This window comes from Claveliimonas bilis (genome assembly GCF_030296775.1).
Lineage (GTDB): Bacteria > Bacillota > Clostridia > Lachnospirales > Lachnospiraceae > Claveliimonas > Claveliimonas bilis.
In genome coordinates this window covers 327,444-350,767 of the sequence record NZ_AP027742.1, presented here as the reverse complement: position 1 = coordinate 350,767, position 23,324 = coordinate 327,444, and the positions used below count along the sequence as shown (strand labels likewise).

The 23,324-nt window shown below is 38.1% G+C and carries 23 protein-coding genes and 3 pseudogenes; 7 read left to right on the top strand and 19 right to left on the bottom strand.

Features of this window, described 5'->3' with window-relative positions:
• Positions 1–16: 16 nt before the first annotated feature.
• From R2J37_RS01620 to R2J37_RS01570, 11 genes and pseudogenes are all read right to left on the bottom strand, one after another.
• Positions 17–1,207, bottom strand: coding sequence for a phenylacetate--CoA ligase family protein (locus R2J37_RS01620; RefSeq protein ID WP_316266073.1), 1,191 nt, complete (start codon positions 1,205–1,207; stop codon positions 17–19).
• 35 nt (positions 1,208–1,242) lie between these two features.
• Positions 1,243–2,355 carry a glycosyltransferase family 2 protein gene (locus R2J37_RS01615; RefSeq protein ID WP_230107299.1) on the bottom strand — a complete coding sequence of 371 codons (1,113 nt, stop codon included), beginning with the start codon at positions 2,353–2,355 and terminating at the stop codon, positions 1,243–1,245.
• Between the two features lie 22 nt (positions 2,356–2,377).
• Positions 2,378–3,502 (bottom strand): glycosyltransferase family 2 protein, encoded by a 1,125-nt coding sequence (locus R2J37_RS01610; protein WP_230107300.1) that lies wholly within the window; start codon positions 3,500–3,502, stop codon positions 2,378–2,380.
• A 3-nt stretch (positions 3,503–3,505) separates the two neighbouring features.
• Positions 3,506–3,799, bottom strand: coding sequence for a helix-turn-helix transcriptional regulator (locus R2J37_RS01605; protein ID WP_230107301.1), 294 nt, complete (start codon positions 3,797–3,799; stop codon positions 3,506–3,508).
• Between the two features lie 195 nt (positions 3,800–3,994).
• Positions 3,995–4,465, bottom strand: a complete 471-nt coding sequence (locus R2J37_RS01600; protein WP_316266072.1) for a DUF2871 domain-containing protein — start codon at positions 4,463–4,465, stop codon at positions 3,995–3,997.
• Between the two features lie 100 nt (positions 4,466–4,565).
• Positions 4,566–5,018 (bottom strand): annotated as a pseudogene (locus R2J37_RS01595) (lysine--tRNA ligase); the annotation flags it as partial.
• A 157-nt stretch (positions 5,019–5,175) separates the two neighbouring features.
• Positions 5,176–6,411, bottom strand: coding sequence for a site-specific integrase (locus R2J37_RS01590; protein ID WP_316266071.1), 1,236 nt, complete (start codon positions 6,409–6,411; stop codon positions 5,176–5,178).
• A 40-nt stretch (positions 6,412–6,451) separates the two neighbouring features.
• A complete protein-coding gene (locus tag R2J37_RS01585; RefSeq protein WP_316267071.1) occupies positions 6,452–6,634 on the bottom strand; it encodes a hypothetical protein in 183 nt (60 codons plus the stop codon).
• An 86-nt stretch (positions 6,635–6,720) separates the two neighbouring features.
• Positions 6,721–6,930, bottom strand: coding sequence for a DUF6462 family protein (locus R2J37_RS01580; RefSeq protein ID WP_316266070.1), 210 nt, complete (start codon positions 6,928–6,930; stop codon positions 6,721–6,723).
• Positions 6,931–7,116: 186 nt separating this feature from the next.
• Positions 7,117–10,701: a hypothetical protein gene (locus R2J37_RS01575; RefSeq protein ID WP_316266069.1), complete on the bottom strand. Its 3,585-nt coding sequence runs from the start codon at positions 10,699–10,701 to the stop codon at positions 7,117–7,119.
• A gap of 113 nt (positions 10,702–10,814) precedes the next feature.
• Positions 10,815–11,201, bottom strand: coding sequence for an MmcQ/YjbR family DNA-binding protein (locus tag R2J37_RS01570; protein ID WP_316266068.1), 387 nt, complete (start codon positions 11,199–11,201; stop codon positions 10,815–10,817).
• 392 nt (positions 11,202–11,593) lie between these two features.
• Here R2J37_RS01570 and R2J37_RS01565 point away from each other — a divergent pair, with 392 nt between their 5' ends.
• The 7 genes and pseudogenes from R2J37_RS01565 (at position 11,594) to R2J37_RS01535 (ending at position 16,682) form a co-directional block, all read left to right on the top strand.
• Positions 11,594–11,980 (top strand): plasmid mobilization protein, encoded by a 387-nt coding sequence (locus R2J37_RS01565; RefSeq protein ID WP_316266067.1) that lies wholly within the window; start codon positions 11,594–11,596, stop codon positions 11,978–11,980.
• Positions 11,958–13,502: pseudogene (locus R2J37_RS01560) on the top strand (relaxase/mobilization nuclease domain-containing protein). The gene R2J37_RS01565 and the pseudogene R2J37_RS01560 overlap by 23 nt, the downstream one beginning before the upstream one ends.
• 17 nt (positions 13,503–13,519) lie before the next feature.
• A pseudogene (locus R2J37_RS15150) lies at positions 13,520–13,846 on the top strand (hypothetical protein).
• Positions 13,833–14,609: an FAD-dependent thymidylate synthase gene (locus R2J37_RS01550; RefSeq protein ID WP_316266066.1), complete on the top strand. Its 777-nt coding sequence runs from the start codon at positions 13,833–13,835 to the stop codon at positions 14,607–14,609. Before R2J37_RS15150 ends, R2J37_RS01550 begins: the two are co-directional and overlap by 14 nt.
• A gap of 76 nt (positions 14,610–14,685) precedes the next feature.
• On the top strand, positions 14,686–15,042 hold the full coding sequence (locus R2J37_RS01545) for a dUTP diphosphatase (RefSeq protein WP_331490125.1): 357 nt from the start codon (positions 14,686–14,688) through the stop codon (positions 15,040–15,042).
• A 63-nt stretch (positions 15,043–15,105) separates the two neighbouring features.
• Complete coding sequence (locus R2J37_RS01540) at positions 15,106–15,783, top strand: helix-turn-helix domain-containing protein (protein WP_316266065.1); 678 nt, start codon at positions 15,106–15,108, stop codon at positions 15,781–15,783.
• Positions 15,784–15,812: 29 nt separating this feature from the next.
• Positions 15,813–16,682: an IS3 family transposase gene (locus R2J37_RS01535; protein WP_316266064.1), complete on the top strand. Its 870-nt coding sequence runs from the start codon at positions 15,813–15,815 to the stop codon at positions 16,680–16,682.
• 108 nt (positions 16,683–16,790) lie between these two features.
• Here R2J37_RS01535 and R2J37_RS01530 read toward each other — a convergent pair whose 3' ends face one another.
• From R2J37_RS01530 to R2J37_RS01495, 8 genes are all read right to left on the bottom strand, one after another.
• Positions 16,791–16,955 (bottom strand): hypothetical protein, encoded by a 165-nt coding sequence (locus R2J37_RS01530; protein ID WP_316266063.1) that lies wholly within the window; start codon positions 16,953–16,955, stop codon positions 16,791–16,793.
• A 255-nt stretch (positions 16,956–17,210) separates the two neighbouring features.
• Entirely contained in the window at positions 17,211–18,275 is a 1,065-nt protein-coding gene (locus R2J37_RS01525) for a hypothetical protein (RefSeq protein WP_316266062.1), read from the bottom strand.
• A gap of 37 nt (positions 18,276–18,312) precedes the next feature.
• Positions 18,313–18,942 carry a guanylate kinase gene (locus R2J37_RS01520; RefSeq protein WP_316266061.1) on the bottom strand — a complete coding sequence of 210 codons (630 nt, stop codon included), beginning with the start codon at positions 18,940–18,942 and terminating at the stop codon, positions 18,313–18,315.
• Positions 18,943–19,028: 86 nt separating this feature from the next.
• The gene (locus R2J37_RS01515) at positions 19,029–19,598 is read right to left on the bottom strand and encodes a ClpP family protease (RefSeq protein ID WP_316266060.1); all 570 of its coding nucleotides are present in this window, start codon (positions 19,596–19,598) and stop codon (positions 19,029–19,031) included.
• On the bottom strand, positions 19,588–21,294 hold the full coding sequence (locus R2J37_RS01510; protein ID WP_316266059.1) for a type IV secretory system conjugative DNA transfer family protein: 1,707 nt from the start codon (positions 21,292–21,294) through the stop codon (positions 19,588–19,590). Before R2J37_RS01510 ends, R2J37_RS01515 begins: the two co-directional genes overlap by 11 nt.
• Positions 21,295–21,296: 2 nt before the next feature.
• Entirely contained in the window at positions 21,297–22,049 is a 753-nt protein-coding gene (locus R2J37_RS01505; protein ID WP_316266058.1) for a hypothetical protein, read from the bottom strand.
• A 10-nt stretch (positions 22,050–22,059) separates the two neighbouring features.
• Positions 22,060–22,449: a hypothetical protein gene (locus tag R2J37_RS01500; protein WP_316266057.1), complete on the bottom strand. Its 390-nt coding sequence runs from the start codon at positions 22,447–22,449 to the stop codon at positions 22,060–22,062.
• A gap of 1 nt (position 22,450) precedes the next feature.
• Positions 22,451–23,314, bottom strand: a complete 864-nt coding sequence (locus R2J37_RS01495) for a M48 family metalloprotease (protein WP_316266056.1) — start codon at positions 23,312–23,314, stop codon at positions 22,451–22,453.
• Positions 23,315–23,324 lie beyond the last annotated feature (10 nt).

The following is a 23,324-nucleotide window of genomic DNA, read 5'->3' as shown; positions in this document are numbered from 1 at the left end:
CTTTTCTCCTCATATCTTAACCATTTTCTTTTATAAACCTTATCGCATGCCCATCATACGCAAGCTTTTCTTTCGGGACAAACTCTATTGCCACCTCATTCATGAACAATTCATCTATTTCTTTCTTCATCCCCGGCGAAACGCTGTAACCATCCCTCTTCTCAAGTACCACTTTGATCCGGTTTCCTTTTTCCTGCAGGGCACGGTATTCTCCTTCAAAACCATACTTGAACAGACATTCTTCCAGCATACGTGGGAAAACATACTGCCCCTTGATCTCCAGACAGTCCGCCAGCCTTCCTTTATAGCGGAATCTTGGAAGATCTCTGCCGCAGCGGCACGGAGATGTATCCACTGCAATGTAATCATCTGTCCAATACCGAAGGATCGGGAAGCCCTTATCCCACAGGGTCGTATACACTGCAACTCCATACTCTCCCGGCTCTACAGGCATATGGGTAACCGGATCCAGAACTTCGATCAGCAGATATTTGTCCAGATAGTGCAGCCCGTCCTGATAGCGGCATTCCCCGGCCATGGGCCCAAATACTTCGCTCATGCCAAACATACTGTAACAGCTGGCTCCCCACATTTTTTCAATAAACTTCCTGCGCCCTTCCGTCAGAAACCCGCCGCCCAGAAGCAGCATTCTCACATTGGATTCCCCGGCGCTTTTCACGTACTGCGGATTGTCTGCGATCGAACACACCACACTTGGCCTTGTTGCAATAATTGTAATCGGCAGAGCTTCTACAAAATCGATCATATTATCCGGAGAGGGCTCCGGACAATTCACATATCCGCTTCCCATGGTCGTAAACTGCCACATCATTGAGTGAGCCATAACTCCCGTATCAACCGGAGCAAATACTCCTCCGAGGTCCCTTTCATTTACCCCGAGCTCACTGTAGAATGCTTTCACAAATTCATTGTAAACTTTTTTATCCTTCTTACTATATACATAAAAAGTTTTGCTGCCTGTTGTGCCGCTGCTTGAGAAAATGCCGTAGACGTCTTTTGTCGTTGCCGACGTTCTATCGAATGGCTTTGTGTTTCTCAGATCATCCTTGTACATAAACGGAATTTTTGAAAAATTTTCATAACTTTCAAAATCCTGCGCCCCGGCAATCTTGTCTGCGTAAAACGGCTGCGAGAAAATGCCGTCCTGGTACAGTTTCATCAACTTTTTCATTTCTTTTTCATACATAGAAATTTCCCCCCTGCTTTTTCCGCACAAATTTTCTATAATAAGAAGACTATGAGGGCTGCGATGCCCATCAACAGCAGCAGCTGCAGCCATGTATTGTAAGAGCCTATTTCCAGCATACCGTTGTACTGTCCCATATAGTAGATCATCTGTTTCCGGATATCCGAAAACTGTCCGGTTACCGCACATCTTTTTAAATAGGCAAAATCGCTGTCATGAATTAACATCTGCGCTACAAACTGCTGGCATAAAGTCGCCTTCTTCTCCCTGGAAAGGCGGTTCACCAGATGAGACATCACGATATTTTCCACGAGGAAAACCAGCGGGATTCCTGCCAATACCCACCATTTCCCGGAGGCAATGGCTGCCAGCACAAGGAAGAGAGCATATATGATATACAGCATACTTCTTTTCGGCAGGACCACGTCCCCTCTGTCCGGGTGCTTATGGATCAGATCACAGTCTGCTGTCCCGTAGAAGTTAAGCCGGCGGAACATGGCTTTCACCGGAATCCAGGTCTTTTTGCTGTGATAGACAAGCGCTTCCGCCGCCGCGTTGATCTCATATCCTTTTTCACAGATCTTCATACCCAGATCCACGTCTTCTCCTGCCGGTCTTTTAAATGTCTCATCAAATCCCTCTACTTCCAGGAAAACCTGTCTGCGGACAGAAAAATTTGCAGTCACACCCCATTCCACTTTCGGAAGAAACCTGGGCAGATAGAAACAGGTTAAAAAAGGTGTTGCTTCAATCGCCTTCCAAAACCAGGTGTCTTCCCCTACGAACTCTAATGGGCCTGCAACTGCAGCAATTTTTTCATCTGTATATTTTTCCGCATATCTTTCTATGATATGTTCTGTACAAATACAGTCCGAATCCAGAAACAGTACAACATCATTCTTAGCCTGCAAAACTCCGTAATTTCTTTTTGCAGAAACACTGTTCTCATAAAAAATGTATTTACAGTCATGCTCCCTGCATACGGCCTGAACTGCTTCGCTTTCTTCCGGAATGCTGTCGTCAACGATCAGTACTTCACAGTCTCCGGAATAGTTTTTCCTTGCGACATCTATACTCTCTATCAGCTCCGTCAGTAACCGGACTCTGCTTTTTGTCGCCACAACAATACTGAAACTTATACGATCCATCTTCTTCTATATCCTTTCACTACTACACAATAAAACGGTAAAAGATCATGGCAATGATAAGAATAAAAATCGAGTCATAATAAAGCCATATTTTCTTTACGCTGTTCTGATAATCTGATTTTATATGATATATTCCAAAATACTGCCCTTTGAAAGCAAGAGAAAAATCCAGATGCCTGATGGAATTTACCATTCTCCAAAATCTGTATTTCCCCTGCTGGAACATGGCAATTGTCCAGAAAAAAATATTTGCCTTCCCATTGCAGGACACATAATGTCTATACATCATAAAATATAAAAGCAGATACCACGCCAGCAGAAACAGGATCGGCACACAGGATCCTTTGATAAGCGCCATGATTCCCAGTACGCCTGTCACAAGCGCTGCCACATCGCCTGTCATCGGCAGCCTCCTGTGAACCAGTTCCGGATATCGTTTCAAAATATGATATTCCATCGTCCCCCAGCGTTTTGCTCTGTCATTTACCGCTTTGCGTGTATTCCATGTTTCCCTTGAATGATAAGTGACCGCCCCGGGCGTTGTTTTGATCAGATTACCGGCTTTTGTATAACGGTAAGTCATATCAAGATCGTCTCCGCCAAGCTTGAATGGAAAATTCTCTTCAAATTTTCCTATCTTAATTAATTCATCCCTGCGGAAAGCAACATTATTTCCGATCGTCCATGACACAAACGGCATAAACTTTGCAAAACCGAAAGAATCCAGAAAGGAGGTATGTTCTATTACATGCCACCAGAATTTCTTTTTTCCGACAAACTCCGTCAGTCCGAAAGAACCTGTAATCTTCGGATTCGATTCACCTTCCTTCAGTGTAGCCGCGTGGCTTTTCAAAAGCCCCGGCCCTACCGTAACATCGGAATCGATAAACAATATGTACTCATACCCGGCCAGGTCAATTCCTTTGTTTCTTTTCTTTCGGACACTGTCATCCCCTTCTATATACTGTGCATCATATTTTTCACACGATGCCATAATGGCCGCCTTTTCTTCTCCTTTACTGCTGTCTACTATGAGTACTTCTGTCTCTCCCAGATCATAATTTTTTCGTTCTTCATACAGCGATTCCAATAAGGCATCCACTAATTTTGACCTGTTCCATGTTGGAACGACAATCGAAAAGTCCATAAACTATTTTTCTCCCCTCTTTTCAGCCAGCCATTGCTTTATTTCCGCATAAGGAATATCTAATCTCCTTAAATATTCGACTGAACTGTGATCTAATGAGAAAACAAACATAATCGCCAGAAAGGTGGTCCATTTCATCTCACTTTTTCCACTCTCGATATTGGTAACCGTCTGCCGGCTCACCCCGATAATATCTCCCAGATCCTTTTGCGTTAAATTGTTTATTTTTCTCAATACAGGCAATTCCTTGCTTAATATTTCTGTACATCTCTTTAGCAGTTCTTCTTTTTTATGCATAGAATTTCCTTTCCTTTTTCCTGATGCAGGTTACAAATGAGGCATCCTGACCGGAGCACAGTTAAGATGCCTGCGTTGTCAGTTCTATTAATTATCATATATGATAATATCGATTTTTTCAACATTTCGATAAATTTTTTATCATTTTTCCCATTATATTTTGCTATTTTGAAAAATTTTTTATCATTATACCATTCAGACACAGACGCGCGCCCATTCTCTGAAGTTATGGATTTCCCCTAATTTAAGTTCATCCTTCCCGGCAACACTCCGCCTGATCTGCATCAACAGAAGTACCATACTGATCCCCAGCAGGATGTGTCCGATTCCTGCAATACCGGAAATTGCCGCGTCCATACCTGCGGAAAGCGCAGTCCCCAGTACCTGAACTATCCCTCGCACAACAAACATAACAACAGTCAGATTCAACCCGATATGATAGACAGCCAATACTCGTCCGGTCTTTGGTCCGGTAAAGGAAAAACTCTTTTCCAGAAGAACCAGCAAAAGGAAGAATACCATGCCGAGAAGGAAATAATGGGTATGTACCACTGCAAGTGTCGTTTTAGCAGTAAATCCGTTTATCTTGGTAAACTCCCGATAAAACACTCCTCCAACCATTGCCAAAACAGCATACAACAAAGCCATGTTCATGTAACGTTTCATACTTATCTCTCCTTATTTCATTTCTTTTTCAGAAAATCCCTCTTTCAGCCAAAGGCAAAAAGAGGGATTCAATTTGATCCGATATTTATTCAAATATTTTCTAGTAGAGCTTCGCTCCTGCCGGGATCCTGTCATCCACCATCAGAAGATTCAGTCCTTCATGGCCGTCCTCCTCATGTACAGCTGAGATCAGCATCCCCTCAGAGTCAATTCCCATCATCTTTCTCGGCGGCAGGTTTACGATAGCAATCGCTGTCTTTCCAACCAGTTCTTCCGGCTCGTAATACTCGTGAATACCGCTTAAGATCACGCGGTCCTTGCGAACGCCGTCATCCAGAGTAAATTTCAAAAGCTTTTTGCTCTTGGGCACAGCCTCACATGCCAGGATCTTCACAGCACGGTAATCGGATTTTGCAAATGTCTCAAAATCTACCATCTCTTCAAAGAGGGGCTCGATCTTCACGTTGGAGAAGTCGATCTTCGCTGCCGGTGCTGCCTGGCTTTCATTATTTGCAGCGTGCTTTGCTGCGCCCTGTGACTTCATTGTCGGGAAATATTTTATGATCTCTTCGTGATCACTTATTCCGACTTGCAACTGAATATGGATATTACTCACAATCCTTCGTTATCATTCATTATTCAATTCATTTTGTTGTCATTTTGCTGTCATTTTTGAATTTTGTTGTCACTCTCGAATTTGTGCGCCCTTCTTAAAAGATATCTAATTTGGCAGCCAAATTCTCAAATGATTCCTGTTTCTTTTTCTCTGTTGCTTCCGCATAAATGTCCAGTGTGGTTTCAATATTCTTATGCCCCATAATGGACTGGATGACTTTTAAATTTGTTTCATTTTCACAAAGTCTGGTACAAAATGTATGTCGCAAATGATGACACGAAAAATTTGGAAGAATCACTGGATCTCGGTTCTCTTTTTTGGCCTGCACAACTTCTTCTGCATTATAATTATTTGCAATGCGCTTGATTGTGTGATTCACAGTCTGCGGATTCGGCACTGAACCAAACCGGTTACAAAAGATAAAACCGGACATTCCGTCTATCTCTGTTTCATTAAAACCAGTTTCCTGCTGTTCTTCATAAAGCATTTCAAAGGCATCCTTTACGATATCAAGCATCGGAATTGTCCTGATACCTGCATCTGTTTTCGGTAATGCTACTCTCAAAACACTTTTATTGCTTCCATTCATCGGATAGTAGACAATGCTGTGGTTGATACTTATCACTCTATTGTCAAAATCCAGATCCTGCCAGCGAAGTCCTAATGCTTCTCCTATTCTGCATCCGGTTCCTAACAAAACTGTGAACATCGGCCACCAGTGAAAATAAATCGGATGATTCGCAATATACTCCATGAATTTCCTCTGCTGGTCAACCGTCAGAGCATGACGTGCACCTCTGTTTTTTCCAGATTCACGGCTAATCTCTTTCATCACACCATCTGTCGGATTCTTACGGATTATTTCATCTCTTACCGCCAGCTGAAATGTAGGATGTAACAGACAGTGTACCGTATCCAGCGTTCCTAACGAAATATTCTTCTGATTAAGAAGATAATAATAAAATTGAAGAACATCTGAATACTTTATTTCCGCAATCCGTTTCTGACCAAATGTTCCACGTACATAATGATCGTATGTATAGGTGTACGAGCTTTTGGTTGATTCCCTCAGATTATGTTTCGTTGATATATATCGGTCAAACGTATCATTCAGACTGGCTTTTCCAGCAACATATAAATCTAATCCATCCAATTGATCTTTCAGAAGTTTTTCTTCTTTTTCCCGAAGTTCCGCTAAATCATTTGCATATATGAATTTTCGTCTTCCAAGCGGATCCGTATAAGTGTACATATACCGCTTATCTGACGATCTTTGCACCTCTCCTTTTCTCAATACCCTTCCACGCAGGTCTTTCCTTGTCTTTGCCATGCTGTATTCCTCCTTCCAATATGAAAGAAGGACTCACTGATTATTCCTTCTTGGAGATATAAGTCTCCACTCCACGTAAAACCACATCTGTAGTCGTCAAATTATGTTTTTCGGCGTATGCAAGCAGCTGTGAATATAATTGATCAGACACACGAATGCTTATAACTTTCTTTTTTACATTATCGGATTTTGGTCTTCCCATCTTAGTCATAGCAACTTTCATACCTCCTATACTACACATTATACTTTTCGTATGACAAAATGTCAACAGGCATATAATCATATCAGAGTCTCTTTCATACTGCTAAATCAGTATTCTCTAAATGTTTCAAGATACTTTTCAAAGATCTCACAATTCACCAAGACAACCTTATCAATCTTATAGACCGCCTTGGCTTCTTTTGCCAGTGCCTGGAATTTTGTCAAACCCAAACTATATTTTTCTGCTCCTTCTTGGTATCTTACAAACTTCTTTTCAAAGCGTTTTGTAGCTTCCACATCTTTCCTTGCAAAACCCATAATTAAAAAGCCCCTTTCTTCAGATTAAAAGGAAGTAATATCCTTTATATATCCAAAAGAAAAAGGCTTTCTTTACAACGTCCGTTCTTTATTTTTCAGCTTTTATGTAAAATTATCTACTTTTTGTTGTATGTGGCCCCATAAAATAACATTGGAGAGGAAAAAAACAACTACGATAACTGGCTATTACTTGTCCTCAACTTCCACCATTTGTTCCTCCGACTCTATGTTTACAACCGAAAAGGATAAGCGCCCTGCTGCATCAATAAACATTTCAATTTTCTGTTTTCGAAATAAAAGTATATTTGTAGTCAATACATGAAGAATACCTTTATCAATATTTCTTACCTCATCCTCAAATGAAGCAACAATCTCCGACACAGCTTGAATAAATACCTCCTTTTGTTTATCTGGAAAGTTATCAACTCTACTTAATAAATCATCCCACATCAAATACATTCTCTGTTTAGAAACACTATCTTTCTTTGATGCTTCTAATGACATGTAATCGATCACATCTTTTGTAACAGACATTAAGCAACCTTCATCCAGTAAAGATTGCAAGTACCCAATTAATCTCGTATCATCCACTTTCTGTCTAACCAACCAATCTGAAACTGAAATAACATTTAGATTGACTAACTCATTTTGTGATAAAGATGCTAATATTGCTTCAATTATTACCAAAGAATACTCTTCATTATGTTGAACAAATGCTATAGCATCATAATCACAAATCCCGAATAATTCCTTGCTATCAAATTTCCCAAAAAACTCTCCGGACAGATCCTGATCACTCTTGACGGTAGGTATAGCCTCACAATACTTTTTAAAACCTCCGGCTTCTTTTAGCCAATAATCTTTACCGCCCTCGTCTACTTGATTAATAAAAAGCTTCTCGTCCATAACCCCTAAAAAAGCTACAGTATCTCTATTATATTCTTTAATGACCTCTGCAACATCTGAATCAGCTTGTACCAATGTGGATTCCATAATGGTTCCGCCGGATTCACCTATTTTATCTGCCGGATATCCCGCTTTATACAAAGCAACTAACGCCGAAAAAGAAATTACATATTTCTCTGCTGGTTTAGATGCATGAACCATCTGCCTAACAAAATAGTCATGAGATGAAAGAATCACATCTACAAACTGAAAATATGTAAGATGTGTAAATCTTTTATACGTATACAGTGGTAACGGAACCTCTTGAATGTTATTATACTGTTCAAGCCAATCAACTGACTGTCTTTCATCAGGAGTGATTTGAGAAATCATTTCTGTAAAAGCAGAAGAATCCATTTTTCCATTCTGTACCGGAATAGATAGTTCCTTAGCAAATCCATTCTGAGTCATTTTCGCTATACATGTTCTAAATAAGTAACAATCTAACGGCACTATGTCTGTAATTACATATAAATCATTATCTATAGTAATTTGATTACCGGTATGCTTTCTTAAAAAGCCTAGCCTAGCAGCATCATCAATATGCACATGATAATCATTATTCCAAACATATGGAGAAGTTGGGAGAATACAATCCTTATATACACATAACCAGCGTTGACTACCATTATTTTTTTTACAGCATGCCGCAGTATCGGCCTCGATTCCTGTTATTGTTATTGCTTCATTACTGTGTATGGATGTCGAAATTTCTATATATTGTCCAAACGCAGGATTGTAGCTTTCTCTGGACATTAAAATAGCACGTATATTTTCACTCTTCGCTCTTGATATATCGCCCTCATTCAAATAGCAGGCAGCCGCAAGCATATGTAGTCGTGATGTATCTACCTTTATTGCTGCATTTAATACCTCTTTACTGACTTTTCGCTTGTTCACCAGTGATAATGTTATCAATGAATCTATAACAAATTCATCGGTGCTATTATCTTCAAACGCTGCTCTATACCACTTCAAAGCTTCTACATCATTCTTTTTACCTTGAAGAATAATCGCTTTATATTTTTTTATTTTAAAACCTTTTTCACCTATTTTTTCATGTTTTTTCACATACAATTCAGCAAGATCATATTCATGAAAATTGAGTAAACGCTCAATTATAAGATAAGCTGAATGGCTAAATAAGCTTGTCATTTTACCATCACGACATGCTTCAACAAACGCCTTCTGATTTTCCTCTAAATCTGACAAATTCAACAGTTCATTCCAATATTCATATACATTACTTAATTCATCGCTATGTTTTTTTAATTGAAATTCACGTTCATCATTCAGCCCCAAAACCTTCAACGCACCTTGATACACGAAAAACAGCGACCAATCTTTTTCAAAGATTTCCTCATGTTCCCTACAAAAGTCTATTATTTCCTTCTCATTTTTACTTGATACAAAATAATTGTTTAGCAACCAATATGCTTCATTTCGTACCGAATAATCGTAAATCTCATTTAACCCTACTTCCCTTTTCTCGATTTTTATGGCATAAACATAATCAGAAAGGGGACGTTCCTGCATCAAATCCTTGGGAACATACTTTTCTGCTACGTCAATTTTATCCATTAACAAATATGCTTTTATTAACACAGAATAGTAAAAGCTTCGGATTTTTTTGCATAATCCGTCATAGATCTCCTTATACTGCAGTATTTGAGTTATTACAGTGGTTAATTCTTGCGAATTATCATCTGCATTATCGATTATTAAATCCTCTATCCTCTTATCCGCTGTTAAGATATCCGTGAACCAAGTTCCCTTTCCTTTTCCTACCTCTTCCATGGCAAAATGAATATTTCTTATCCGCTTCTCATATAAAGATAAAATGACAATCAACTTTATTAGTCTTTCTTCCTCATAGACCAACTTTTTATTGAGCGTAAAATTGTGAATTTCAAGACCGCCATCAAGAGTAATCTCTTCTGAAAAGATTCTTTCATTATTGCCACTTATCAAACTATCTACAATATTCCGCAGTGATTCCACAGTTATGGCTTCCATCAGTCCATCTATAGCTTCGTCTCTAAACAGAAGTAAAGGAAGCACTGTTCTAACTGCGTTATCCCTAATTCTCACATCAGAAATATCAGCTATTCTTTTGACCGCGTCTGCACATCTCTCTGAACGTAGGATTTGTGACAAACAGTCGTAGAAAACCGACAAATCATCAGATTTATCTTTTACCGCAATTGCAAGATCATCAAATTCCTGAATCCGTCCTTCGTACAGCTCCTTCGATAACAAATCGGCTATCAATGCCGCTTTTGTATTGCTAAGTTTTCCCCCCTCTTTTATTGCATTAAGAATTTCTCTATGCTCTTTGCAATCTTCTTTATGATTAGCATTTACTGCTTCTTCTAATTCCGCAAATTGATTCATGCATATAGACACCATATGTCGCTGTTCAACAGACAGACTATTACGATAATAAGTACCTACCCTATCCATTATTAAGTGATATAAGTCTTTTATCACACGCTCTTCACTGTTTGCAAACGTAACACCTTCTGCGACTGCTATTTCTCTCGCTTTTTTAATCTCATCTCTAAGGAATTCTTTATTTCCCTTTTCAAGTTTGGTTGCAATCGACCGCTCGATCACCTTGTTCAAAAAATCTGTATTACGAATGAAGTAATCAAAAGCACTCGAATCAATATATATGCTCTCATTTTTCTCGCAAAACGCACTAATATCTTTTCTAAGCATCTTGATAAAACGTTTCAAGCGATACCTGTCTAGCCGCTTCTTTATGGCGGAAGTAGTAATATCATATATTAAGTTCTCCAACATAGTCGACAATAACTCTGTCATAACCTCCTCAGATCCTTTCTCTCTCCAATGCCCTAAATATTGCATCCCCCGGAGAATTGTATAATATAATCTAGAATGTCACAAACGTACCATCCATGTAAAATAACACACTTCTAGTCACTTGTTCTTTTTGATAATTTACTATTTTTTCCAGTTGATGTAAGCTCATAACTTAATGTTATGAGTTTCTGAATCTCATCCCTCGGCACCGATCCATCTAGAAGGATACTAATCCAATTTTCTTTATTCATATGATAAGCTGGAAAATATCCTGTCCTATTTCTCAATGAACCGATTAACGCCGGATCACATTTCACATTCACAACATCTGTCATTCTTTCATCAGGCAACCTCAATTTTTTTGTATTCACTTCCAGAATGACAGCATACCATTTTTGATTCTCTGAATGACGCAATACTGCATTCCAATCCTTCCACGGATAATCTGGCTTCGTTCCATAGACTTCTTTTACCCAGCAAAACAATTCATCTCGTTCCAATTCTGCATCTCTCCTGTTACACTTATTTACCTGTAATAATAATCCATATCAATATTATAAAATTCTGAAAAGCGCTGCACAATAATTTTTTATTTTTCCTATCTTATCTTGTATTTCATAACCCTACGAATTCTATAAGTGAGAGGGTTTGAATCTTCAAGAGCAAGATCCACTCATGTTAAACAGTATAGCCTTTTCAGGCATCTGTTTACCTTCTGAGTTTTATCTTGATGGGGATTTCGTTTTCCCCATACCCTCGATATCAGACGTATTCTACGTCAACCGGCTTCCACCAAATGGTGTACGCATCACTAATTCAAATATCGGAAGGGACAGCCGATACTCATTAGTGACATCACTATGTGATGGAAAATCAATGCGAAAGGAGGAATATGAAAACAAGTAAAAAGCAATTAGAACTACTTCATCCACATTTTGTGGCTGTACGATTATCAGATATTGAAATAGAACTCTTAGATCAGAACGCTTCCATTTTGGGTGTCTCTCGGTCAGAGTATCTTCGCAAACTATTAATAGAAAAAGAAATTTGTAATCGTATAGAAATTGTTGCAGATATAAAAATACTTCGCAAGCTAGTCAGCGAATATGGCAAGATTGGTTCTAATCTGAATCAGATTGCCCGGTATTTTAACAGTGGCGGAGACCGCTCTCGTGCTGTCGAAGAAGAAATTCATCAATGTATTTCCGATCTTTTTCTCCTAAGAAAAAAAGTGTTAAAAATGGCAGGTGAAACAAATGGCAATCCTGAAACATATTAAAAGCCGAAATGCGAATTACTCAGATGCAATTGAGTATCTGCTCTTTCAGCACGATGAAAAAACAGGAGAAAAAATCTGGGATGAGTTGGGCAGAAGTATTCTTAGAGAACACTTTTATATGAGTGGCATCAACTGTGATCCCATGTCTTTTGATAAAGAATGTGAAATGACAAATTCAAAATTCTATAAAAACCAAAAAAGTTCTGAAATCAAAAGCCATCACTACATTATCAGTTTTGATCCTGCCGATGTGACAGAATGTAGACTGACCGGAGAAAAAGCACAATTCTTATGTTTGGAACTTGCCAAAAAAATATTTCCTGGCTATCAGGCTCTTATAGTTACTCACATAGATGGACACAATCAATCCGGAAACATTCATACACACATCGTAATAAACAGTGTCCGGAAATATTCTGCTGAACGGGAATCTTATATGACGCAGCCTCATGACCATGAAGCCGGATATGAACACCGTTCCACCGACAAGTTTTTGGAGTATTTCAAAAAAGGAGTTATGGATATGTGTCTTCAGGAAGGTCTGCATCAGATTGATCTGCTCTCACCTGCAGAGAAAAAGATCACGCTGAAAGAATATATGGCTCAACAGTCCGGACAGAAAAAACTGGAAAAGATAAATAAGAAAATTCTCACAGATGGACTGGAACCATTGTCATCCGTTTTCCAGACGCAAAAACAAGAATTACGGACTGCCATTGAGGACTGTGCTGCACACTCTAATAACTTTGAAGAATTCCAAGCCAGACTTTTGGAGCAGTATCATATTTCTGTGGTTGAACAAAGGGGTCGATACAGTTATCTCCATCCAGATCGTGATAAAAGGATTACGGAGCGTTCTCTTGGAACCCGTTATGGAAAAGAACGACTGGAACAGATCTTTTTGCATAGGGATCCTTTCCTGATTTTCCATATCCAATCTCCTCTACGGCTGGTTGTAGATCTCCAGACAAATGTAAAAGCAATGCAAAGTCCAGCTTATGCCCATCGTGTAAAGATTACCAATCTGCAACAGATGGCAAATACTATCATCTATATTCAGGAGCATGGATATAACACGCAGCATGATCTGAAAAAACATCTTTCCAAAATAACCAACAAACTTGGAGAAATGGAAAATCTGCTCAGACAATATACAGCAGAATTAGAAACCGTAAACCTTCAGATCCGCTATACCGGTCAATACTTTACAAACAAGAAACTGTATTCCCAATTTTAAAAAGCAAGAATAAATGGAAATTCCGTAAAGAGCATTCCGCAGACATTCAGGCATATGAAGATGCAAGAGACTGGCTGAAATCTTTTTATCCGGATGGAAAAATGCATTCCATGAATGTTATGAAATCTCAGAAAAAAATTACTGGACAAGATCCAGTCTCAAAAAATCTCCATTCAGTCTTTAAAGGAAAAACAAAAAGAGCTGGAAACTGCAGATAAAAACGTAGATGCGATTCTTCGGATGCAGATTCCAAAAGCACAAAGAACATACCATCAAGAACGATAAGAGATAAAGGAGGACTTATGACACAAAATGAATTTAACGTTGTATTTGAACAACAGATAAGACATTGTGCTGATATTCTGGCACATAAAAAGAAGGAATATACCGGTGACCGCACAGATCGGTGATGCGCGTTTAAAATTGCCGCATCTCTCCAAAACTGTTCAAGAAAGGCAGCACTCGCAGGAATGATGTCGAAGCACATCGTCTCTCTCTATGATATGTGCTATTCCAGTCTGCTCCGTTTTGATCAGGAACAGTGGGACGAGAAAATCACAGACTGTATCAACTACCTGATACTGCTGAAAGCATTGGTAAAGGAGGAACAGGCTTATGGATCACATTGAAACAGAAATCCTGAACTGCATTGCCGTCCGGAAAGCAGAACAGAATATGGTCTTTACTGCAACACTAACGCAGCATGGACATACCATTCGTGACATGAAAGACCTGTTGAATCTCTATCAGAAATCATTCAGTAATGAAACGCTGAAAAACATTGCGAACCTTCCGCATCCTACAGTACAGAAATTTACTGTGATCACGGTTGCTGTAGTAGGTGCCAGCAGACGTTTTCTTACACAGATAACCAGACACCAAAATGAAGTAAAATGTATGAGTGCTTCTTTACAGTACAGTAATTATTCCGGAAAGGCAATGTTCGCAGTTCCATATGAAATTCTGACTGCCGGAAAAGAAATCCAAGATTTATATATGAAAAGCTGTCAGTCTGATCTAAGTTGTTATGAACAGCTCTGTAACACAGGAATCAGCCATGATGCTGCCGCATATGCTACTCCACAAGGACTAAGAAATGTTTTAGTTATCAGTGCCACTCCTTACCAATGGAAACATATGATTGGGCAACGTACCTGCCGGAGAAATACAGACGAGACTAGAATCGTTATGCTAAATATCTGGCAAAAGCTGTACAATCTCAGCCCTGCGTTATTTGCTCCAGATCTCACCGGTCCGTTTTGTCAAAGAGGCGAATGTAAAGAAGGAAAAATGTCCTGTAAGCGGTCTATCCCTAAATTATGGATCCCAGCTGATATCTTAAAAGAAGATTATCCAATTCTTTTGGAAAGGAGGCACATGCATGAAGATTAAACTTATTGATTTTGGTCTTAAAGCTGATCACCATCCATTCTGACCACATGAAAATGATGCCGGCGCGGATGTATTCATGCCCTATGACTGTACCTTAGAACCGGGAGAAATTGCCAGAATTCCTCTGGGGTTTGGACTGGTAATTCCTGATGGTTTCGCCGGATATGTATTTCCACGAAGCAGCATGGCTGCAAAAGGTCTTGTATGTGAACTTCCACCTATTGATTCAGGTTACAGAGGCGAAATCCATGCCATCATCAGCAATGTAAGCTCCACACCACAAACACTACATAAGGATACCCGGGTGGGCCAACTGGTCATTACACCGATATTGATTACTGATTTTGTGTTGGATTTAGGAAAATCCAGAGACAAAGGATCCTTCGGAAGTACCGGAGAATACTTTTTAATAAGAGCAGGGCGACAGAAATGATATGCTCCCCTTTAGGTAGACAGTTGAAATAATAGAACTGTTTATCTGGAGGGGAGTTTTATTATGCCTAGAGGAATATTACCAGAAGTGAAGCTGCAGGCCGTAAAAGATTATATTTCAGGAAACGGATCCTATCTATCACATGCCAATGAACTTGGAGTGGATGAAAGCGTTTTTAGAAGATGGATTAACAAGTACAAAGCATCCGGAGAATCCGCTTTCATCAGAACAGGACACAATCAATCTTATTCAGCCTCCTTTAAAAAATGTGTTGTTGAAGCGTATCTAAACGGAGAAGGATCTTACAGGAAACTGGCAGTCACCTATAACATTCCTTCCGAAATTACAATCAGACAGTGGGTTTTGAAGTATAATGGACATGAGAAGCTGAAAGCTTCTGGAACGGGAGGAATTGCTATCATGACCAAAGGAAGAAAAACCGCCTTCGATGAACGGGTTGAAATCGTACAATACTGCATCGCCCATGATCATAATTATGCCAAGACAGCAGAACAGTTTGGGATTTCTTACCAACAGGCACGTAATTATACAATAAAATACGAGAACCAGGGAGTGGAGGCTCCTCGTGACAGACGCGGAAAACGAAAACCAGAAGCAGAAATGTCAGAACTCGAAAAGCTGCGGGCAGAAAACCGGATCTTACGCGCAGAAAAAGAACACGCACAAATGGAGGCGGATTTCCTAAAAAAACTTGCAGAAATCGAAAGGAGGCGGGGCTGAGCCGGCAAAGGAACAAACACATTTATCAGGTGATCAAAGAGGAGCATGAAGAACACCATTACCCGATCCGGTCCCTATGTCAGCTTGGCAACATTACAAGAGCGGCTTACTACAAATGGCTGAACCGTATAGAAACAGCAAATGACCGGCTGAACAAACAGATTTCCGGCCAACTGGAAGCAATCCATCAAGAACATCCAGACATGGGATATCGGAGATTGAATGACAAACTCCGTCACGATAACGGCATAAAAGTAAATGATAAGAGGATCCTGCGCATATGCAGAAAACAGCAGATAAGATCAAACTTGAAATATCGTTATGACGGTTGCACCCGGCCATCGAAAAAGCCAGCTTTTATAGCAGAGAATGTTTTAAACAGAGACTTTCATGCAGATAGCCTGAACAAGAAATGGGTAACAGATGTAACAGCGTTTAAATATGGCACTTCATTTGACCACATCCATAAGCTTTACCTGAGTGTGATTCTGGACTTATGCGATCATCGTCCCGTTGCATATGTGTTAAGTGATCACAATAACAATCAACTCGTATTTGATACTTTCGATCTGGCAGTAAAGAACAATCCGGGAGCTCATCCGATCTTTCATAGTGACCGGGAATTCCAATATACCTCCCGTGTATTTCACCAAAAGCTAGTAGATGCGGGGATGACACAGAGCATGTCCCGGGTAGCGCACTGTACGGATAATGGACCTATGGAGGGATTCTGGGGGATACTAAAACGCGAAATGTATTATGGGAAGAAGTATCATACCAGAAAAGAGCTTGTACAAGCGATAACGTCATATATAAACTATTACATAAATGACCGCCCGCAAAGGTGCCTTGATGTATTAACACCGTTTGAATTTCATGAACGGTTATTAGCCGCATAAATATTGCCCGGCACGAGCCGGGCAACACAAAAATTTTATATTTTTTTCATTGTCTACTTGACGGGTAGCACATCGAAATCCTGTCGCCTGCTCTTATTTACTATTCTTTTAATCTTGCATATGCTGCAGACAAATCTCTTTAGCTGCCATAACTTCCTGACGACTATAAGTATCATCATTGAAAAGCTCTAACAGATACCAATATAAATTCGAATCAACTTTAAGATATTTTCCAAATTTTTCTATTGCATCTGAATACTGTTTATTTTCCATGTCCTCATATCCTTGTCTCAAACATTGAAACCTGTTCTGTTGAACATTACCAGCATCCATAATCTATGCCAATCCCAAAACAAAGGCAACAAGTATTATACATATTTTTTCTTTGAATACATCTTTTCCCATGTAGATGCAGCTTTATTCTTTATAATATACCTTTTTAAATTCATCTCACATTTCTCCATCTTCTTATATAAAAATATGAACAGTCTGGAATTTCTATATAAGAGTCATATTATCTCAAAATTTTTAACCATCTGCCTTCTCGGTCAAATACTCTTCTATACGCTGATAATAATCTGCCACAGCTTCCTCGGCGTATTCTCTTGCGTCAATTTCACACTTTTGATAATAATAGTCATAATAATCACTAGCACCTTCTTTATAATCACTGAATTCTTCAGCATAACTTTTAGCATCTTTCAATAATCTCAGATTTTTAGCATCCTCGGGTGAATTTTCTAATACTGAAACGAGACAATGTTCATATGCATGAAATGCTTCATGACAAACAGATTCTAATACTTTTGATGCATCATCATTCATTAAATGATCTAGATTAATAATAATCTCATGTGTACCCTCAACATAATGTCCTAAAGTATACTCGCCTAAATTTTCCACTCCAACATTTAATTCATGTGGTATCCCTAAAAATTGACGCTCGATGTTTGACACTGTTTGTAACACAGCCAATCTCTCTTGGGCCGATAATTTCTTCCACAATTTTTCCTGTAAAAGAAGTATGGAATCAATGTTGTTCTCTATTGTTTGCTCCTCTAATTCTTTAGATGACGTTGCTACAACAGTTGATTGAATCATACTGAAACCAAACAGCACCTTAGTTCCTATAAAAATCATTGCACAAGTCAATCCTAATGCGAAGAAAAACTGTGTACAAGATATGGTATTTCGGATTCTATTCACTATGATATATTTTACTTTCTTTTTATTCTTTATTTTTCTGCATAGAGTAATACCAGCACATATAATAGAAAGCATACTAGAACTAATAAGAACTACAGAAAAAAGCAATTTATTCAGGGATATGTAAGTTATAGTTGCATATATTCCAAAGGGAAATGCTATATTAGCAAATAAACTTCTTACGTTTCTGCCTCTCCCTAAATTAATCAGAACACCAAACAGCTCCAAAGTAATAATTAGAGTAATCAGTATAATTCTAGACTGAGCATAACTCATACCATTGATACACCGAAAAAGAATGTTTCCGTAGCAAACAAACCCCATAAACGTGTAAAACAAAGTTTCTCCGATATATTCACAACATCCGTATGTATTTCTATTCATCATGAATTATGCCTTCTTTCAACATTATCAGTTATGCTGGTCACTCTTTTCCATCGTTTCCGAGCAATGCTACTATCTCTTCTCTGAATAGGTCTGAATCAAAATCATCACTACTGATTGATTTGCCACATATCATGCTCTCAAGACGCCTCACTGTATCTGATAGTTCATAATTAATAAGCACATAATCATATTCTCCTATACATCTTGCTTCCTCTCTTGCAATCTGCATTCTTTTCTGAATTTCATTTTCACAATCACCTCTACCAAGAAGTCTGGATTTTAAAGTATTTGCATCGATAGCAACAAATACTGAAATAATTTCCACTTCCAGTCGTTTCAAATCCAAATCTTGCTCAATTTGGCGTTTCCCCCATATATCGATTTCAAGAAGTACTGTATAGCCGGATTTTATTTTCTCTAAAATAGGTTTTCTAGGACTTCCATAAAAATGATTTCCATAACGATTATATTCAATATAACTTCCTTTTTTCAGATTTGACTGAAACTCGTCTGAAGTAATAAAAGTATATCTATCTGTAGCATTTCTCCTTTCCCGATCTGTATCCGATACGCTCAACCAGATATCAACATTATTTTCCAACAACTTTTCAATTATAGAACCTTTTCCACTTCCCGAAAATCCCGAAACCACAATTATCCTGCTCATCTTTGCTACCTCCAATATATTAACTTACATCTATCTTCACCATAACCTAAAATTTGTCAAAGAAACATATACTGGGAGTTCACAGCTTATTTAATGTCATCTATCAATCCATACTCCAAGGCTTCTTGTGCAGTCATCCAATAATCTCTATCTGAATCTTTTTCTATTACATCCTTGGTTTTTCCGGTTTGGTTTGCCAAAATTGTATACAACCGTTCCTTTGTTCGTAAGATATGCTTAGCAGCAAGTTCTATCTCTATTGCCTGACCTCGGGTTTCTCCTAACGGTTGATGGATCATTATTTCTGTATTTGAAGTAGCATATCTTTTCCCTTTTGTCCCGCAAGCTAATAAGAACGCTCCCATAGATGCTGCCACCCCTGTCGCAACAACTTTGATATCTGATTTTAAAGAATTCATGCAGTCGAGTATCGCAAGACCATCTTTCACAGAACCACCCGGAGAATTGATTATAAGTGTTATATCCTTCCAATTTCCAACAACATCTAGGTATCTGAGCTGACAGATAATCTCTTTTGCAGTTGTTGAGTTGATTTCATCGAACAAGTATATTGTTCTATTTTCTTGAAAGTCATATGTAAAAAGATCCATCTCTTCAATTCCAGATTTTGTAATGCGTTTCATATTAGGAATCATCTTCTGTACCTCCGAACAATTCATCATATAATTCTGAAAGTTTTTCCTCTACATCATCTTCAGTGATTTCTTCTTCATTTGTTGTCTTCTTAGTATTCTTCTCCTTTTTATCTGACTTTGAATTTTTTTTCACTTCTTGTATCTCTGCCTCTTCAAATGAAATTTCTCCTGATATAAGCTGTGAAAATAAGTTTTCCGGCGTGAAAACACTAAAATCAAAATCTTCTAAATTATCATGCCACGGTTCAAATTCGTTCGTTTCAGCAAGCATCGGATAGACTTCATAATCTGGTAATTTTGCTGCATATAAATAATCTCCAACTATAACTAATGCATCTTTGTATGTTCTTGTCTTTTTCATATGTCTAAGATCATCAATTGAAACTGCTGGAACGGTTTTCTGCTCTTTTGATAAAGCAATATTACCGGCTTCTTCAGAAATCTGCTTTAACACATCTACACTGCTGTTTCCCAGAAAAATATGAGCTTTCATATTGTATTTAATATTTAACCAATCCTTTTCATATGTTGCCACCATACCATCATCACTTTGATACACTATACTAAAGTAAATTTGACGTGATCTACTGATGCTAACCTTACTTCCCAAATTGGGGACAAAAGTATTAGAACACTCATCTATGATAAAGTGAACGTCTTTCGGTGCCCCCTCAGGCTTGTCTCTATATCGATTCGTATATTCATCGATTAATTCTTGATACACTACATCCATCAAATATGATGCCACGCAGTCCATTCCTGTTGTCTCATCGGGAATGATAAAAAAAAGCGCCATCGGTTTTTTATACATATCTCTTGGTTCAAAAGTCGAAATTGATATCTGTTTCAACAAAGCCTCACATACTGCAAATTCCTCAATCAAGGCACTAGCGGAAATAATAACAGAGCGCACCGTATTTTCTGCAGCACCAAGAATATTCAACAGCTCTCGTACTGGGTTATAAGGTACATTCTTTGGCATAATCTCCAATAACATCTCCGCAATCTGCTTTATGTAAGCAAAATCCATACGAATAAAAGATTTGACAGATGCTAAGTTAAACTTTTCTTCCTCACCGGTTGTATTTATAAGTAACATTTTTAAGATATCTATAATCAAACGATTAAGGCGTTGTCCTTCTTTTGGCCAAAAAGGATCTTTTGCTGGGTTATTTTTTAAAAGATTTCCGAGAAATTTTTCAAGATAAATATTTGCCTTAGTTTTTTCTCCCGCTTTCAAAAATGTAATTACAGGAGCCAAAACATTTAATCCATCACCGCTAAAGTTACGTAGATTGATACAATGGACTTCATATCCATTTGTTTGTAACAAATGAATGATTGCAGGATCAGCATAGAGTTCTCCCTTAGGATCGTTTACTACAAAGGAACATCTATCATTTAATACACAACTTAATATTTTCGGTCGAACAACACAGCGTGATTTTTTGTTTCCAGATTCACCACTGATACGTACATGTGGTCCGTATCGAAGGCAGTAAAGTTTATGCTGAATTAGATCGTAATGAACTGGTATTCCTGCTGCTATATGCGGATGTTCCTTAGCTTTGAAATCATACACATCACATATCTTTAAAAGATCTTCTGGTCGATTAGATAAAAAACGCTGATTTTCCTCTTGATTTGCATATTGTCTCCAAATAGATTCATAATCATAGTTTCTGTTTTTACTCATAATCAAACGATTCTCCCCTTTCCAATAGAATCTTTATGTTCTTTACTACTTTTTTCATACCCTCTCAATATTTTTTCCATTTCTTCGTCATAAAGCATATAAAATCCCGTTGTCCTTACCTCTTTTGCGCTCTGAATTAATAGTTGTTCATCAATCCATGTACTTGTTCTAGAAATGGAATTTTCTAATCCTGCAAGCAGTGAATCTAACTGTGATATGCCGCCAACTTTTTCTTTAGCTTCAATAATCATACCTGCCATCTTCGCTATCAGCTCTTTGGAAATACGTTTATGTTTCGTACTTATGTAATGTTCTAGTTCTTCTGTATTTTGAAAAACTCGATTAACCGTTATACAACCTTTTTCAAAATACTTAGAAAGTAGAATGATTAATTCTCTTACGTCCCCCTCCCCATATGCTCCAACCGTAAAAACATATCTTAGGTTAAAATATGAATGTTGATCATGAAGATACATAAAAAAAATATTAAGAAAATCTTCGTGGATTCGATCTTCCAAAATCCACTCTTTCAAATCTATGACAACCGTTTTTTCCTGAGATTCATCTGAAAATGGGTGATATCGACAGACTTTTTCATAGTTTATAATTCCTTCCCAATTTTCTTGATAGGGGGGTACATATGGTAAGGAGTAAAAAGACCATGATATTTCCCCATATTTTTCATTAATAAACTCTAATACAATTTTGTCGTTATCTTCAACTCCCGGGGTTAAAACTAAATTAAACTCTTTCATATTCGCCCTCCTATGCCACCATCGATTTTGTCTGAAGGAACTTACCAACAGAAATAATCTGAAGGAAATAACAAATATTAAAAAAAAGTTGTTGTTTATCTGTATAAGAAGAGCAAATCATATTTAGTCCAATATGTTTTTCTCCATTATCATCTACAAATACAACATCATACCCTTTTTTCTTAGCGTGTTCTCCTAAGCAAAGAATACCATTCTGTAAATCTATAGGATAAGCTCCTATGTACTTATTCATATTTACCCTATTGCCGTTTCCGGAAATACTAAATTCAACTCCAGCATATCGACAAAAATAGACATCGTATATGCCTATATGTTTATATTGATACGTTATTCCTAATCGATTTAAAATCATAAATAATACTCTTTTCTTTTCATTCATGCTAATCCACCTCCCGTGACAATGTTGTATAACAATATTCTTCAATTTTTTTTATCCTCTTGTTAGATGTCGGATGGCTAGCATACATAATGTCACGAAGTGTTTTTGGTGCACCATCTTCCAATGAAAACCTGCTTAAAAAGAATGCAAGTTCATTCCCAAAATTCATTTTTGCTGCAAAATGATCCGCACTATACTCCATGTTTCGACTGATCATTCCGACTGTTATCTGATATATAAACAAAAATATATGCTGAAATCCTGTAAAAACCCATCGAATCATCCTACTCAAAAATCCAGTAATAAAGAAAGATAAAAATCCACCACCTATACCGAAAAAACACAGTAAAGCAAAAACAATCCAAAGAAAACCTGTGCTCAGAAATCCCATTATGCTCAAACCAAGGATAATAATAGTTATATCGCAAAAAAGAATCCGCTTGATAAAAGCATCTCCAATAATGCAATGCCCACTTTCATGTGCGAGGACACCAGAAATACTGGCTTCATCTAGAGCAAGCAATCCTCTTGTCACTCCAATATGGCTTCGGCCATAAGAATATGCATTTATTCGTTCATCAGGTACCATATACAACCGAAGATATTCCAGATCTATTCCTGCACTATTTCCCTGTTCACAAAGTAACTGATATGCGCTCTCAAGTTTGGATTTATAATAAATATCCAAATCTCGAACTGGTATGGCTCGATCTTTTGCAAGGCTTGCATATTCTCCCAAATACGCAATAATCGCAATAATTGCTGTAATTCCTATCGCCCATTCTGCTTTGAATACAGAAGAAAATACAAATAAATTAATTGTCAATAAGGCACACGCTCTAGCTAAGCCAAATATTTTCCTCATGATCACTCAC